Origin of the sequence: Gillisia sp. JM1 (assembly GCF_000424645.1) — a bacterium.
In the GTDB taxonomy this organism is placed as follows: Bacteria; Bacteroidota; Bacteroidia; order Flavobacteriales; family Flavobacteriaceae; genus Gillisia.
Map to the genome: position 1 here is coordinate 732,505 of NZ_KE384218.1, position 14,299 is coordinate 746,803.

Below are 14,299 nucleotides of genomic sequence, written 5' to 3' on the forward strand. Positions count from 1 at the left end.
TTTTATTTTCGATACTTACAACCAGTTTTAATTGGGGCGTTAATAACTATTCATAATTCTAAGGCAAATCTAAATTTGAAAATCTAATCAATTCAGTAATTTAGGCGGATCTTAAAAAGTGTAGATTATGCAACAATATCAAGACTTGGTAAAACATGTTTTAGAAAACGGAACTCAAAAAGGAGATAGAACAGGAACAGGTACAAAAAGCGTGTTTGGATACCAGATGCGATTTGACCTAAGTAAAGGATTTCCAATGGTGACAACCAAGAAACTCCATCTTAAATCTATTGTTTATGAATTGCTTTGGTTCTTAAATGGGGATACCAATATTGAGTATTTAAAGGAAAATGGAGTTCGAATATGGAATGATTGGGCCGATGAGAATGGAGATCTTGGACCAGTGTATGGTCACCAATGGCGGAACTGGGATAATGAAGATATAGACCAGATCAAGGAATTAATAGCTACTTTAAAAAATAATCCGAATAGTCGAAGAATGTTAGTTTCTGCTTGGAATCCTTCGGTTTTGCCAGATACATCTAAATCTTTTTCAGAAAATGTTGCTAACGGGAAAGCAGCTTTACCACCCTGTCATGCATTTTTTCAATTTTATGTGGCAGATGGCAAGTTATCTTGTCAGCTTTATCAGCGCAGTGCCGATATTTTTCTTGGAGTTCCTTTTAATATTGCTTCCTACGCTTTGTTTACAATGATGGTAGCGCAAGTTTGTGGTTACGAAGCCGGGGATTTTATTCATACCTTTGGTGACGCTCATATTTATAATAATCATATCGAGCAGCTGGAACTTCAGTTAAGCAGAGATCTAAGAGCCTTACCCCAAATTAGAATCAATCCCGAAGTGAAAGATATTTTTGATTTCAAGTTTGAAGATTTCAGCCTTGAAAATTATGATCCGCATCCTCACATAAAAGGAAAAGTTGCGGTTTAACCCTCATCGAGGGTTTAATCTATTGAGGCCTGCCCAAAAAATAAGGTGATTGTTACTCGGATTTAAAAATACCTACTTATGAAAAATTTACTTTTTATTGCCGCATTAATTTTGTTTACCACAGCTTCCCAAGCCCAAGAAGGAGTTACAGTTAAAGGAAACACCATCACTATGAAAGATATTGGTTCGGTTTGGCCTGGCTGTGAGAAGAGTGAACTTTCTGCAGAGGATTGCTTTAATAAGCAACTTGCCAAGCATGTTAAATCTAACTTTAAATATCCAAAGGATGCTAACGGAAAGATCGTTAGAGGAAAATCTGTAATCACATTTTATATAGATGTAAACGGAAAAGTATGCAAAGTTTCTGCTGAAGGCTCTGAGAAATTGGTGAATCAAGAGGCTGTGCGTATCACTAAATTATTTCCTGTTATGAAACCTGGGAATAGAGGCGGAAAAAAAATCGAAGTCAAATATAAGATGCCGTTTAATTTTTAGTACCTCTTTGAGCTTTTCCAATAAAAAACATCAGCTTAGCTTGTAAATTGGTTTTTTTGAATTTATCTCTCATCAACGCGCGATGAGGCATCTGACTTTAACTTCTCCTTAACTCACATTGATTTCACTCATTCCTAAAAAATTGTAACTTTGGATGGTAGCCTTATGTTACCATCTGACCTATGATCTCAAAAGAAAATTTATTTCAACTTTTTACTGAAACAAGAACGCAAACCGAAATTATTTGTGCTCCCTTGGAAATTGAGGATTATGTGGTGCAGCCTATAGTAGATGTCTCGCCTCCAAAATGGCATTTAGGTCATACTACTTGGTTTTTTGAAGAATTTGTTCTGAAGAAATATCAGAAAGACTATAAGTTGTTTGATGAAAATTCTGCTTTCGTTTTTAATAGTTATTACGAAAGTGTAGGGGATAAGGTGGTGAGAACCGATAGGGGGAATTTATCTCGCCCAACAGTAGCTTGGATTTATGAATACCGTTCTTATGTGACCAAAGCTATTTCAGCTCTTTTTAATAATTCTACAAATTTTTCAGAAGAGCTTTTGGATGTGATGGAAATAGGTTGCCATCACGAAAAGCAGCATCAAGAATTATTGCTAACAGATATTAAGTACATTCTAGGAAACAACCCATTATTGCCTATTTATAAGGAGACTTTTGAAGAAAATTCTGTACAGGAATTTCAGCAAGAATGGATAACTATTCCTGAAGGTGTTTATGAAATAGGGCATGAGGGAGATTCCTTCTTTTATGATAATGAAATAGGTAGACATAAGGTCTATTTGAATCAATTTCAACTCTCTAATAAATTGGTCACTAATGGAGAATATTTAGAATTTATAAAAGATAAAGGCTATCAAGATGTGTTATTATGGCACGCGGAGGCTTGGGATTGGATAAATATAGAAAAAATTTCAGCTCCTTCTTATTGGCATTATGTAGATGGTAGTTGGAAACAATATACCTTAAGTGGATTACAAGATTTAGATCTTGAGGCTCCTTTAGTCCATATTTCCTATTATGAAGCCTTTGCTTTTGCGCAGTGGAAAAGTATGCGATTACCTACAGAATTTGAATGGGAAGTTGCACAAGAGAAATTCAAATGGGGAAGCCGCTGGGAATGGACAGAAAGCTCTTATAATCCATATCCTAATTATAAAAAAGCAGATGGTGCTTTGGGAGAATACAACGGTAAATTTATGGTAAATCAAAAAGTGCTTCGGGGAGGATCTGTTGCTACTTCTGCAAATCATACTCGTGCTACCTACAGAAACTTTTTTCACCCACATTTAAGATGGCAATTTACCGGTGTAAGACTGGCCAAATAATTCAACTTCTAATACATGAAAAATAACACAAAAACGCGCTTCACTTCTGCTTTCGAGGAAGATATATATTCTGGTTTAACTAGTTATCCAAAGCATTTATCGTCTAAATATTTTTACGACAAAAAAGGGGATAAGTTATTTCAGGACATCATGAATTTGCCGGAATATTATCTCACTAATTGTGAGTATAATATTTTAGCAACCAATACTCAGGAAATTGCTGATGCATTTACGGGATCTAATGGTTTCGATCTTATTGAACTTGGAGCAGGGGATGGAAAGAAGACCAAATTATTATTGAGATATCTCACAGATAAAAAGATAGATTTCGATTATTTGCCTGTAGATATCAGCCAGAATGCATTAGATGAATTAGAGGAATCTCTTAAAAAAGAACTGCCATCTCTTTCTGTGAAACCTCAACAAGGAACCTATTTTAAAACCTTAGGGCGTTTATCCGATTATAACTCCCGAAAAAAAGTCATCCTAGTCTTAGGGTCTAATATTGGAAACCTCCTTCATAAGGATGCAATAGATTTCCTGAAACAGATACAAGAGGCTATGAGTCCAGATGACATGCTTTTTATGGGCTTCGATCAGAAGAAGAATCCTCAAACTATTTTAGACGCCTATAATGACCCAACGGGTGTTACTGAGGCTTTTAATAAGAATGTATTAGAAAGAATAAATAGCGAATTGGATGGGAATTTTGATCTTGAATCCTTTTTTCACTGGGAAACTTATAATCCTGAAACCGGTACTGCTAAGAGCTTTTTAATTAGTAAAGAAAAGCAGAAGGTAACTATTAATAATCTAGCTCTTAAAGTGAATTTTGAGGCTTGGGAAAGTATACACACCGAGATCTCCCAAAAATATGATGATATGATCGTGGAGTGGCTTGCCAGCCAGGCAGAACTTAAGGTTACTGATTCTTTTGCAGATGAAAAAGATTTTTACAAGAATTATATTTTCAGAAAAAAGTAAATTTTTGAATTAGAATAAATAAGAACTGATTGTCAGTTTTTTTGCTAGGAATTACATTCAACTAACTATATTTAGGTTTTACGTCATACTGTTCTGATAACTATCGGAATTGTTTCATCATCCCAGTGAAATCTGGAAAAGACCTGAAAACTCTTGGTGGCCTAGGACAGGGAGACGAGATGGACTGTTGTGTTTCTGGACGTAAAACGGACATAATAATAAGAATTAAAATTATTTAATATGAAAGCTATTTGGAATGATACTATAATCGCAGAAAGTAACGATACAAAAGTGGTGGAAAACAATCACTATTTTCCACAAGAATCTATAAAGTCTGAATATTTCAAACCCAGCAACACTACTTCTAGGTGCCCTTGGAAAGGAGAAGCGTCTTACTATAATGTGGAAGTGGATGGAAAAACCAATAAAGACTCAGCTTGGTATTATCCCCAAGCCAGCCATGCTGCAAAACCAATTGAAAATTATGTGGCTTTCTGGAAAGAGATCAAGGTGACAGAATAACTACTTTTGATGATATTCCTTTAGCGCAGTTACCAAAAGGTCAATTTCTTCTTCGGTATTAAAATAATGGAAACTTACTCGAACCCCCGGGTTCTTTAGGGAAGCTATAATATTTTTATTGTTTAAGAACTGAAGGAGTTTAGCATCCCCTCCAATATTAAAAATAGAAGAATGCTGGGTTCTTTTTACTACGGCTTCCTCTAGTAAACCGAGTTTTTCAAATTCTTCTTTAGCCTTTTTAGATAAGAATTTAATCCGTTCTTCAATTAGATCTATTCCAACGGAGTTTATGAATTTTATAGCAGCCATTGCACTACCAAAATTTAAGGTATCTTGATGTCCTGGTTCAAATTTCCCAAGAAAATTCCCTTCATGAGCTTTATATTTTCCTTGTAAAGAATTAAATCCGAAGCTTTTAGGGTTTATTTTCTTAGGTACATCTTCTTGAAACAACATAATTGCATTCCCATAACCTGCATTCATCCATTTATAACCACTTGCAATTACAACATCTATTTTAGATGCATCAAAATCGAATCTTTCAGTTCCAATAAACTGAGTTCCATCTGCCACGAAAAGTGTGTCAGGAAATTTTTCTTTCATTTCCTTCAAAAAAGCGGTTTGTAATTTTATTCCATTTTCATACTGAACAATGCTAAAGCAAAACAGGTCTGGTCTATTTTCTGTAAGTGCATTCTCTATGTTTTTTTCTAAATCCTCATCGATTTTCGCATAGCAAACATCAAACTCTCTGGAGTACACCGCCCAATTTATAGAAGGATAGTCTTCTTTTAATAAAAGAATCTTACTTGATTTGTCTGTACCCTCTAAAAGCGTATTGAATCCGCTTGAAAAATTATGAATTAAGCCAACTCTGTTGGGTGCGCAATTAAAAAAATCTCCCACCGTCTCACGAACCTTCTCTAAGATCTCTCCTTGTTTATCTCTAAAAACACTGCCCGAAATAAGCAGATCCAGATCATGATCCTGGCGATATTCGAATACCTTTTCAGATAATAATCCGCAGGAAGCATTATTTAAATATACATATTGGCGTAGGACAGGAAAGGCTTTTCTTAAATTCTTCATAAGCATTTTAACAATAAACCAAAAATTCTGTAAATTTGGTAAACACTAAAGTACCTCTTATTATGTTTTCTAAAAAGAAAAACACTTCTAAACTAGATACAGATCAACGCCAGTTATATGAAAATGCTCGAGCTAGAGCACTTCAGAAAAAAAGATTGTTTCAGCATTTCGTGATTTTTTTGGTAGGTGCTGTGTTGTTAATAGTTCTAAATGTGGTGATTGGCTATCAGGAAGATTTTATGCCGTTAGGCTATAATTGGTTTGTTTGGGCAATTTTAGCCTGGTCTTTTTTCTTTTTTATTCATGTTATAAATGTTTGGGTAACTAGCAGTTTTATGGGTAAAGAATGGGAGCAAAAGCAATTAGAAAAATTAGTTGCAAGACAAAAAGAGCGGATTGCTGAGCTTCAGCATAAAGTAGATCGTGATTATCCATTATCTAAGGAGCTGGAAAACCCTATAATTACAGATAGTACTGAACCTAGAATTATTGAACCAAAGACAACAGACAAAAACTATTAATACTATGCTAACAATTATTGCAGCTGCAGGAGAGAATAATGAACTTGGAAAGGATAGTGGTTTGGTATGGCATCTGCCAGATGATTTTAAGCGATTTAAAAAACTCACTACAGGGCACCATATAATAATGGGTCGAAAGACTTTTGATACTTTTCCGCAGCCATTACCAGATAGAACACATGTGGTAATCACGAGAAAAGAAAATTTCAAAAAAGAGGGGATTGTAACGGTACATTCCTTGGAACGTGCTATAGAATTTAGCAAGGGAGATCCTCAGCCCTTCGTTATTGGAGGTGGCGAAATATATAAGTTGGCGATGGATGTAGCCGACAAGATGGAACTTACCCGGGTTCACGGAACTTTTAAAGCAGATACTTATTTCCCAGAGATCGATGAAAAGATCTGGGTTCTTGAAAAGGAAGAGTTTCACGAAAAAGACGAAAGACACAAATATGCTTTTACCTACCTGACTTACGTCCGTCGATAATTATTTATAAATTTCTCTCGCTTCACTTACTAGATAAAAGCTTTTGTCTTTTCAGAAACAATTATGATTATTTGAATATTTTCACAATTTTTAACAAAATTAGCCTAAGAATTGGCTGTTTCTTAATTCATTAGATTTCGTTTGCTTGGTATCTTGCAAATAAAAAAAGATGAGCACAGAAAACTTAAATAATACGGAAGCATTAAAGAAAATGAGAGAATTGGTGGAAGATATCGATTTTTGCATGATGCTAACCGATTTGAATTCTAAGCCAATTAGCGCAATTCCTATGTCTACCAAAAAAGTTGATGAAGCTGGCAACATTTGGTTCCTAAGCGGGAAGAAAAGCGAGCATAACTCCAATATTTCGAAAGATTCAAAAACACAACTTTTGTATAGCGATAATTCCGATATGGAATTTATCAGTATTTATGGTTCGGCAACCATTCATTCAGATAAAGGTATTATCCATGATCTTTACAGTAAAAGTGATGATGCATGGTTCGAAGATAAAAACGATCCGAACATCACTGCCATAAAATTTGCGCCAAGTCAAGCGTATTATTGGGATACAAAACAAAATAAATATATAGCCTTGTTTAAAAAGGGAATGGCTACCATTACCGGAGATAAAGCAGATGTAGGAGAAAAAGGAAAATTGAACCTATAAACACATATATTTATAAAAAAGACCTCTAACATATAAGTTATGAGGTCTTTTTTTTTATCTCTATTTTAGCGCTATTAAAATGAAAATATGAAAGCATATATATTTCCTGGACAAGGAGCGCAATTTACAGGAATGGGTTTAGATCTTTATGATAAGTATCCAGAAGCACAAGAATTATTTGAAAAAGCAAATGATATTTTAGGGTTTCGAATTACAGATATCATGTTTCAGGGGTCTGCTGAAGATCTTAAGCAAACCAAAGTTACACAGCCCGCAATATTTTTGCATTCGGTGATCATGAGTAAGTTGATGGGAGATTCATTTAAGCCAGATATGGTTGCAGGACACTCGCTTGGTGAAATATCTGCTTTAGTGGCAAATAATACATTGGAGTTTGAAGCTGCTTTAAAATTAGTATATAAACGCGCTTTAGCGATGCAAGTGGCTTGTGAATTAGAGCCATCTACTATGGCAGCCGTATTAGGAATGGAAGATGAATTAGTAGAAGCTATATGTGCTGAAATTGAAGGAACAGTAGTCGCTGCAAATTTCAACTGCCCAGGACAATTGGTGATTTCAGGAGATTTAGCTGCAGTAGAGAAAGCATGTGAGGTATTGAAAGAAAGAGGCGCTAAACGAGCACTAATACTTCCTGTGGGAGGAGCTTTTCACTCTCCTCTAATGGAGCCAGCTAGGAAAGAATTGGCAGAGGCGATTGAGGCAACAATTTTTAGCACTCCCAGCTGTCCAATTTATCAGAATGTAAGTACGTTCGCGGTAATAGATCCAGAAGAGGTCAAGAAGAATTTAGTGTTCCAATTAACAGCACCAGTAAAATGGACACATTCTGTTAAAAATATGATAGCCGACGGCGCAACAGAATTTATTGAAGTTGGTCCTGGTAAAGTATTACAAGGATTGGTGAAGAAAATAGATAGAACTGTTAGAACTAGTTCTGCAGAAGTATAATCGATTCTGAATAATTATATAAATAAAAAGCCTTGATCTTAGATCAAGGCTTTTTATTTATATAAAAAAGAGTTGCTTAATTTTTATAAACCTTTCCTTCTTTCATCACAAACCTTACATCTTCTAATGTTTTAATATTTTGGGTTGGATCTTCTTTTACAGCAATAATATCAGCAAAAAAACCAGTTGCTATTTGTCCAGATTCATTGGCCATATTTAAAATAAGCGCAGGAGTGATAGTTGCGCTTTGAATTGCTATCATTGCTGGCATCCCAGCTTCTACCATGAACCCGAATTCTTTACCGTTCTCACCATGTGGATAAACTCCGGCATCGGTACCAAAAGCAATTTTAACACCTCTCTTATATGCTTTGCTGAAAGTATTCTGAATTTTAGGTCCTATTTCCAAAGCTTTTGGAACGATGATCTCTGGATAATATCCTTCAATCTTCGCCTTTTCTGAAACTTCTTTTCCTGCGGTAATTGTAGGAACTAGATAGGCATCATATTCTTTCATGAGATCCATGGTTTGTTCACTCATTAGAGTGCCATGTTCTATTGTTTTTACGCCACCTTTAACTGCGCGTTGCATTCCCTCGTCTCCATGAGCATGTGCAGCTACATGAAATCCGTAATCTTTTGCGGTTTCTGTAATTGCTTTTATTTCTTCAATAGAAAACTGGGGATTGGAGCTTGATTTTGCTACACTTAGAACTCCTCCAGTTGCTGTAATCTTAATAAGATCTGCACCATTTTTATAGCGCTGTCTCACTGCTTTCTTAGCATCTTCTGGTCCATTTACCACTCCTTCTTTTGGTCCCGGATCTCCCATTAATTCTCGGTTAAATCCATTAGTTGGATCTGCATGGCCTCCTGTTGTTGCTAGGGATTTACCTGCAGTAAAAATTCTGGGGCCAACTACTTTCTTTTTATTTATGGCATTTCTTAAAGCAATATTTACACCGCTTCCACCAAGATCTCTTACAGTTGTAAAGCCTGCCATGAGGGTTACTTTCGCGAAGTTCACAGAATTAAAAGATACATCTGCATCATTTAAAGTAAATGGCTCCAAATAAGCTCCGAGATTAGATTCTTCTTCCATATGCACATGCATATCTGTTAATCCAGGCAGAACAGTCATTTCACGAAGATCTATTAAAGTATCGCCTTCATTTTTTGGCTGAATATATCCATCTTCCACACTTTTAATCCTTTCTCCAGAAACAATAATAGTTTTCTCAGTGAGAATCTTCCCATTTTTTGTGTCTACTATTTTTCCGCTTTGGATATAAATATCCTGAGCATTTACAGTTGAAGCGAATACAACTCCGCATAGTATCGATATTAATTTTTTCATAGACTCGTCTTAATTATTTACAAATTCAATAATCGTTTTTGTGATATGATCAATTTGGTCAGTATCTAACTCCGTATGCATAGGTAAAGAGATCACTTCTTTTACTAATTGATTGGTTACCGGAAAATCTGCTTCGTTATATCTAGCGTCTTTATATGCTTTTTGGTTGTGTAAAGGAATTGGGTAATACACTCCACAAGGAATATTATTTTCATTTAGGTGTTTTACCAAAGCATCTCTTTTCCCGTTTGTGATCTTTAAGGTGTATTGATGAAATACATGCGTATCACAATCTCCAGATCTCAATGGGGTTTTAATATGCTTTTGATCTTTAAACGCATCATTATATCTAAAAGCAGCTGCTTTTCTTGCTTCATTATAAATATCTAGTTTTGGTAATTTTGCACGAAGTACTGCTGCCTGAAAACTATCCAATCTAGAATTCACTCCTACTACGTCATGGTGGTAACGTTCATACATTCCATGATTCACCACTCCTCGCAAAGTATGGGCTAAATCATCATCATTGGTGAAAATAGCTCCGCCATCTCCATAACAACCTAAGTTTTTTGAGGGGAAAAATGAAGTAGATCCAACATGTCCAATAGTCCCTGTTTTGTATGTCTTGGCTTCTTTAGAGTGAAAATCTGCACCAATAGCTTGGGCGTTATCCTCGATCACAAAAAGATCATGAGCTTTGGCTATCTCCATAATTGCATTCATATCTGCGGTTTGGCCAAAAAGATGAACAGGAACAATTGCTTTTGTTTTTGGAGTAATTGCTTTTTTAATTGCTTCTGGATCAATATTAAAAGTTTCCGGATCTACATCTACTAGCACTGGTGTTAATTGCAATAATGCAATAACCTCTACAGTGGCTGCGAAAGTAAAATCGGCAGTGATCACTTCATCTCCGGGTTTTAATCCAAGTCCCATCATGGCTATTTGAAGCGCATCTGTTCCATTTGCACAAGGAATAACATGCTTAACACCTAAATATTCTTCCAGCTCCTTTTGAAAATTTTGGACTTCAGGACCATTTATGAATGCCGAAGTATTCATTATTTCCTGAAGAGAGTTGTTAATTTGGTCTTTTATGGAGTCATATTGACCTTGAAGGTCAACCATTTGTATCTTTTTCATCTAATTTTTCTTGAAGTGCCACGAAAATACAAAATATAGCCCCTTCCACCAATGCAATTTTTAGGAAAGAGGTATTTTAGCATTCAAATTAAAAAGCTTGCAAACACTTTATAACATATTGATCTGGTTGGCTGAAAAACTGCTGCCAATTTCAAAATTTTTCAATCCTAAAATGAAATTATTTGTTGAGGGAAGAAAGAATACTTTTCCAATTTTAATATCTCAAATTAATAAAGACGATCGGGTTATTTGGTTTCATATGGCTTCTCTGGGAGAATATGAGCAAGGAGTGCCTGTAATGGAAAAGGTTAAAGAGCTATTTCCTACTTATAAAATTGTAGTAAGTTTCTATTCTCCATCGGGTTATGAGATCAAGAAAAACTCACCCCTTGCAGATGTTGTTGTTTATCTCCCCTTAGATACAGTTGAGAATGCAAACTCATTTTTAGATCTTCTACATCCTGAACTTGCGATTTTTGTGAAATATGAATTCTGGCCAAATATTTTAAATGAACTTAACAGAAGAGATATTCAAACAGTATTGGTGTCTGGCGGATTCAGAGAAGATCAACTTTTTTTTAAAATGAACAATAGCTGGTTTAAAAAACCTTTGGAAGCCTTCAGTCATTTTTTTGTTCAGAATGAAAAATCTAAGTCATTGCTTAATTCTATAGGATTTAATAATGTTAGTGTTAGTGGCGATACAAGATTTGATAGGGTTGCAAATCAACTTCAGCTAAATAACACATTAGATTTTATTGAAGAATTTTTAGATAATAAATTATGTATTATTGCCGGAAGTACTTGGCCAGAAGACGAATCGCTTCTGAAGGAATTCATAATGCAAAACAACTTGGATGTCAAAATTATTATTGCACCGCATACTATAGACCGAGATCGGATCAGGGCTTTTCAGAAAAGTATTTCAGTTCCATCTGTTCTCTTTTCAGAAAAAGAGGGAAAACATTTGTCAGATGCTAAAGTATTATTTATAGATACAATAGGTCTATTAACAAAGATCTATAGTTATGCAGATATTGCTTACGTGGGTGGGGCATTTGGCACCACTGGGCTTCATAATATTTTAGAACCCGCAACATTTGGGATTCCGATTATTACAGGGACTAATTTTAATAAGTTTCCAGAGGCTATTCAATTGAAGGCTCTCAAAGGTTTATATGCTGTGAATTCTAAACATGAACTCATCTTAATCCTTAATAAGTTGATAAACGACACTGAATTTCGACTGCAAACGGGTAGTATTTCAAGAAAATATATTCGAGAAAACATTGGAGCTACGGAAATGATTTGTGATTATCTGAATTTTTTTTTGTTAAAATTCATAGAAATTAACTTCATTTTTCTATTTGCATGAACTTTTTACTAAAATATTCTAAAAATATAAGCGCTTCATTTAATTAAACAGTAATTTCGAAGATTAAATTATAATACAAACTAAAACTATATGAAACGAGTTATTTATTTGACAGCTTTGATTTTAACAGGTGCAACAACGCTTATTTCTTGTAGGGATACTGCAGAAAAGGAAACGGTTATTGTAAAAGAAGTTAGAGTTGAAACCGAAAAAGCTGAACCTGTAGAGGAGCGTAAAGGGATTCTGGAGAGAACGGCACAAGAGGTTGATAAGGAAGTTAACAAAGAGGTAGATAAAAGAATTGATGAAATAGGTGACGACAATTAATTAAATCAATTTTATTTGAAATTAGGATCTTATACTTTTTTATTAATATTTATAGAGATATTTACTAGACAAACCAATAACTATAAAATTAAACTTATGAGAAAATCAATTTTAGTATTAGCAACGGCTTTTACACTTACCGCATTTTTCACTTCATGTAGAGACACAAAAAAAGAAAGTGACAATATGGAAATGAGTGATGATATGGATGACATGGATGATGTAGGTGACGACTTAGAAGATGCAGTGGATGATACCGGAGATGCTATTGAAAATGCAGCTAATGAAACTGGTGATGCGGTAGAAAATGCAGCTAACGAAGTTGAAGCTGAGGTTGAAGGAACAGACGATATGTAATTTATTGTGCTAATATAGCAGCAATAAGCAAGCATTTTAAATAATTAGGAACACTGTAATTAGAAATGATTTGGTGTTTTAAAACAACCACTAAACTTTAAATTATGAAAAAAATTGTTTTTTTATTAGCGCTAACCTTTACTTCTAGTATTGTGTTAACCTCTTGCCGAGAAGAAAAATCTGGTATTGAGAAGGTAGCTGATGATGTTGAAGATGCTGTAGATTAGCATTATAAATCAACTAAAATATTTAAAAATCCATCTCTAACCAAGATGGATTTTTTTTAATGCTTAAAAGTTTTAAATTCACTTTTTAATTCTTCCATAGATTCTTGTAGTTGTCTAAGCAAGCCACTTTCTGAGGTGGCATCTATACTAAATGTAAGCTTGCTATTTACTTGCCACAATTCCTGGATATCATTTATTTTAACTTCTACAGGAGCATATTCTTCATTAATAGAGATAAGTACTACTTTAAAAGGGTCGTCCAGTTTTTTTATCTTTTTTACAAGAACCGAATCATATAATACAACCACATAGATCTTGTTGTTGCTAATTTCTGTAATACTTGGAATTCCTTTTCCTAAAACCCATTCTCCTGGGCGTAAGTTAGGCATCATACTATCTCCTTCTACCTGAAAACCGCGATAAGAGGCATTTCTAAATTCGGGTAAAGGAATATCAAAAGCTGGTAATTGTTGGTACCACTCTACATCTTGAACGTTATGGGGATAGCCTGCTGCAGCCTTTTGGTTTACTAAAATTATATTTTCTTCCTCCCCGCTATTTACCGTTATAACTTTTGGACTAACATCTCCTTTATTTATTTGTAGATATTTTTGAGCACTCTCCCCAAATAACCAAAGTGGATTCACTCCAAATTGACCTAACAATTCGGCAACTATTTTACCTGAAAGTTTGGTGCGACCGCGTTCAATATCGGCTGTAGAATTTTTTATACCCAGCAATTCTGCAAATTCACTTTGCGTAAAATTGTGATCGTCGCGAATTTCCTTAAATCGCTTTATTTCAAATGTTACATCTGTACCCATAATCAAATATAACATTTTTTGGAATAAATCCATTTTTATAATGGAATTTTTCCTACATGTAAAATTCACATAAAAAAAGCTCTCTGTGATATACCATCTTAGAGAGCTTTTAAATTACCAGAATTTTATTGATCTAAGCTTTCGCTTTCTTATTCAATCTTTTTTCAGCCAGATCATCTAATTTCTGGTCAGCTTTATACTCTTCATCTAAAGTTTTCTGAAGTTTTTTTGCGATACTGTCATGCCCAAGTTCTTTTGCGAACCGAACTGCAGTTCCATATCCAGATATCTCATAATGTTCTACTCGTTGTGCCTCTGCTATTAATCCGGCGTCTTTCACTTCGGGATCTGCTTTTTGGTCAATCATAGATTGAGCTTCCTTAACCAAACCTTCCATAGCTTTGCATTTTTCACCGGTAGGTTTAATAGAAAGTTCCTTGCAAATCTCTTCAATACGTTGCTTATGAGTTTTTGTTTCTTCTAAATGACCTTCAAATGCTTTTTTTAACTGAGCATCATGAGCAGCTTTCATCATTTTTGGTAAGGCATCTATTAATTGGTCTTCTGCGCTGTAAAGATCTTTTAACTGATGTTCAAATAATTCTTCTAAATTTTTCATAATAATATATTTTAATGGTTATGAAACTAATG

Annotated in this window: 18 protein-coding genes; 13 read left to right on the forward strand and 5 right to left on the reverse strand. The window is 34.7% G+C overall.

The window, feature by feature from the left end:
* Positions 1-127: 127 nt before the first annotated feature.
* The 5 genes from H033_RS0106515 (at position 128) to H033_RS0106540 (ending at position 4,302) form a co-directional block, all read left to right on the forward strand.
* The gene (locus tag H033_RS0106515) at positions 128-952 is read left to right on the forward strand and encodes a thymidylate synthase (RefSeq protein WP_026837572.1); all 825 of its coding nucleotides are present in this window, start codon (positions 128-130) and stop codon (positions 950-952) included.
* 78 nt (positions 953-1,030) lie between these two features.
* On the forward strand, positions 1,031-1,447 hold the full coding sequence (locus H033_RS0106520) for an energy transducer TonB (protein WP_026837573.1): 417 nt from the start codon (positions 1,031-1,033) through the stop codon (positions 1,445-1,447).
* Positions 1,448-1,629: 182 nt separating this feature from the next.
* On the forward strand, positions 1,630-2,796 hold the full coding sequence (egtB, locus tag H033_RS0106530) for an ergothioneine biosynthesis protein EgtB (protein WP_026837574.1): 1,167 nt from the start codon (positions 1,630-1,632) through the stop codon (positions 2,794-2,796).
* Positions 2,797-2,811: 15 nt separating this feature from the next.
* Positions 2,812-3,780, forward strand: coding sequence for an L-histidine N(alpha)-methyltransferase (locus H033_RS0106535; RefSeq protein ID WP_026837575.1), 969 nt, complete (start codon positions 2,812-2,814; stop codon positions 3,778-3,780).
* Between the two features lie 240 nt (positions 3,781-4,020).
* Positions 4,021-4,302, forward strand: coding sequence for a DUF427 domain-containing protein (locus tag H033_RS0106540; RefSeq protein ID WP_026837576.1), 282 nt, complete (start codon positions 4,021-4,023; stop codon positions 4,300-4,302).
* On the opposite strand, the gene H033_RS0106545 is transcribed toward H033_RS0106540, so the two are convergent.
* On the reverse strand, positions 4,303-5,391 hold the full coding sequence (locus tag H033_RS0106545) for an aminotransferase class V-fold PLP-dependent enzyme (protein WP_026837577.1): 1,089 nt from the start codon (positions 5,389-5,391) through the stop codon (positions 4,303-4,305).
* A gap of 35 nt (positions 5,392-5,426) precedes the next feature.
* Between H033_RS0106545 and H033_RS0106550 the strand changes: the two genes are divergently transcribed.
* The 4 genes from H033_RS0106550 (at position 5,427) to fabD (ending at position 8,038) form a co-directional block, all read left to right on the forward strand.
* A complete protein-coding gene (locus H033_RS0106550) occupies positions 5,427-5,912 on the forward strand; it encodes a 2TM domain-containing protein (protein WP_316928625.1) in 486 nt (161 codons plus the stop codon).
* A gap of 4 nt (positions 5,913-5,916) precedes the next feature.
* Complete coding sequence (locus H033_RS0106555; protein ID WP_026837579.1) at positions 5,917-6,399, forward strand: dihydrofolate reductase; 483 nt, start codon at positions 5,917-5,919, stop codon at positions 6,397-6,399.
* A gap of 169 nt (positions 6,400-6,568) precedes the next feature.
* Positions 6,569-7,069, forward strand: coding sequence for a pyridoxamine 5'-phosphate oxidase family protein (locus H033_RS0106560; protein ID WP_026837580.1), 501 nt, complete (start codon positions 6,569-6,571; stop codon positions 7,067-7,069).
* An 87-nt stretch (positions 7,070-7,156) separates the two neighbouring features.
* Complete coding sequence (gene fabD, locus H033_RS0106565; protein ID WP_026837581.1) at positions 7,157-8,038, forward strand: ACP S-malonyltransferase; 882 nt, start codon at positions 7,157-7,159, stop codon at positions 8,036-8,038.
* A gap of 76 nt (positions 8,039-8,114) precedes the next feature.
* On the opposite strand, the gene H033_RS0106570 is transcribed toward fabD, so the two are convergent.
* Together H033_RS0106570 and H033_RS0106575 are read right to left on the reverse strand one after the other, a co-directional pair.
* Positions 8,115-9,395 (reverse strand): metal-dependent hydrolase family protein, encoded by a 1,281-nt coding sequence (locus H033_RS0106570; RefSeq protein ID WP_026837582.1) that lies wholly within the window; start codon positions 9,393-9,395, stop codon positions 8,115-8,117.
* Positions 9,396-9,404: 9 nt separating this feature from the next.
* Positions 9,405-10,538 carry a DegT/DnrJ/EryC1/StrS family aminotransferase gene (locus H033_RS0106575; protein ID WP_026837583.1) on the reverse strand — a complete coding sequence of 378 codons (1,134 nt, stop codon included), beginning with the start codon at positions 10,536-10,538 and terminating at the stop codon, positions 9,405-9,407.
* A 172-nt stretch (positions 10,539-10,710) separates the two neighbouring features.
* On the opposite strand from H033_RS0106575, the gene H033_RS19745 reads away from it, so the two are divergent.
* The 4 genes from H033_RS19745 to H033_RS22270 all read left to right on the forward strand — a co-directional run bounded on the left by H033_RS19745 (position 10,711) and on the right by H033_RS22270 (position 12,824).
* Complete coding sequence (locus tag H033_RS19745) at positions 10,711-11,913, forward strand: 3-deoxy-D-manno-octulosonic acid transferase (protein WP_081661861.1); 1,203 nt, start codon at positions 10,711-10,713, stop codon at positions 11,911-11,913.
* Between the two features lie 90 nt (positions 11,914-12,003).
* A complete protein-coding gene (locus H033_RS0106585) occupies positions 12,004-12,240 on the forward strand; it encodes a hypothetical protein (protein WP_026837584.1) in 237 nt (78 codons plus the stop codon).
* A 96-nt stretch (positions 12,241-12,336) separates the two neighbouring features.
* Positions 12,337-12,597: a hypothetical protein gene (locus tag H033_RS0106590; RefSeq protein WP_026837585.1), complete on the forward strand. Its 261-nt coding sequence runs from the start codon at positions 12,337-12,339 to the stop codon at positions 12,595-12,597.
* A 104-nt stretch (positions 12,598-12,701) separates the two neighbouring features.
* Positions 12,702-12,824: a hypothetical protein gene (locus tag H033_RS22270; protein WP_262489276.1), complete on the forward strand. Its 123-nt coding sequence runs from the start codon at positions 12,702-12,704 to the stop codon at positions 12,822-12,824.
* A gap of 56 nt (positions 12,825-12,880) precedes the next feature.
* Here H033_RS22270 and H033_RS0106600 read toward each other — a convergent pair whose 3' ends face one another.
* Positions 12,881-13,648 (reverse strand): XRE family transcriptional regulator, encoded by a 768-nt coding sequence (locus H033_RS0106600; protein WP_026837586.1) that lies wholly within the window; start codon positions 13,646-13,648, stop codon positions 12,881-12,883.
* A gap of 133 nt (positions 13,649-13,781) precedes the next feature.
* Positions 13,782-14,267 carry a ferritin-like domain-containing protein gene (locus H033_RS0106605; RefSeq protein ID WP_026837587.1) on the reverse strand — a complete coding sequence of 162 codons (486 nt, stop codon included), beginning with the start codon at positions 14,265-14,267 and terminating at the stop codon, positions 13,782-13,784.
* Between the last annotated feature and the right edge of the window lie 32 nt (positions 14,268-14,299).

Coding starts and splice junctions, on each gene's coding strand:
- H033_RS0106515 (WP_026837572.1), top strand. CDS start 128: ATGCAACAATATCAAGACTTGGTAAAACATGTTTTAGAAAACGGAACT.
- H033_RS0106520 (WP_026837573.1), top strand. CDS start 1,031: ATGAAAAATTTACTTTTTATTGCCGCATTAATTTTGTTTACCACAGCT.
- egtB (WP_026837574.1), top strand. CDS start 1,630: ATGATCTCAAAAGAAAATTTATTTCAACTTTTTACTGAAACAAGAACG.
- H033_RS0106535 (WP_026837575.1), top strand. CDS start 2,812: ATGAAAAATAACACAAAAACGCGCTTCACTTCTGCTTTCGAGGAAGAT.
- H033_RS0106540 (WP_026837576.1), top strand. CDS start 4,021: ATGAAAGCTATTTGGAATGATACTATAATCGCAGAAAGTAACGATACA.
- H033_RS0106545 (WP_026837577.1), bottom strand. CDS start 5,391: ATGAAGAATTTAAGAAAAGCCTTTCCTGTCCTACGCCAATATGTATAT.
- H033_RS0106555 (WP_026837579.1), top strand. CDS start 5,917: ATGCTAACAATTATTGCAGCTGCAGGAGAGAATAATGAACTTGGAAAG.
- H033_RS0106560 (WP_026837580.1), top strand. CDS start 6,569: ATGAGCACAGAAAACTTAAATAATACGGAAGCATTAAAGAAAATGAGA.
- fabD (WP_026837581.1), top strand. CDS start 7,157: ATGAAAGCATATATATTTCCTGGACAAGGAGCGCAATTTACAGGAATG.
- H033_RS0106570 (WP_026837582.1), bottom strand. CDS start 9,395: ATGAAAAAATTAATATCGATACTATGCGGAGTTGTATTCGCTTCAACT.
- H033_RS0106575 (WP_026837583.1), bottom strand. CDS start 10,538: ATGAAAAAGATACAAATGGTTGACCTTCAAGGTCAATATGACTCCATA.
- H033_RS19745 (WP_081661861.1), top strand. CDS start 10,711: ATGAAATTATTTGTTGAGGGAAGAAAGAATACTTTTCCAATTTTAATA.
- H033_RS0106585 (WP_026837584.1), top strand. CDS start 12,004: ATGAAACGAGTTATTTATTTGACAGCTTTGATTTTAACAGGTGCAACA.
- H033_RS0106590 (WP_026837585.1), top strand. CDS start 12,337: ATGAGAAAATCAATTTTAGTATTAGCAACGGCTTTTACACTTACCGCA.
- H033_RS22270 (WP_262489276.1), top strand. CDS start 12,702: ATGAAAAAAATTGTTTTTTTATTAGCGCTAACCTTTACTTCTAGTATT.
- H033_RS0106600 (WP_026837586.1), bottom strand. CDS start 13,648: ATGGGTACAGATGTAACATTTGAAATAAAGCGATTTAAGGAAATTCGC.
- H033_RS0106605 (WP_026837587.1), bottom strand. CDS start 14,267: ATGAAAAATTTAGAAGAATTATTTGAACATCAGTTAAAAGATCTTTAC.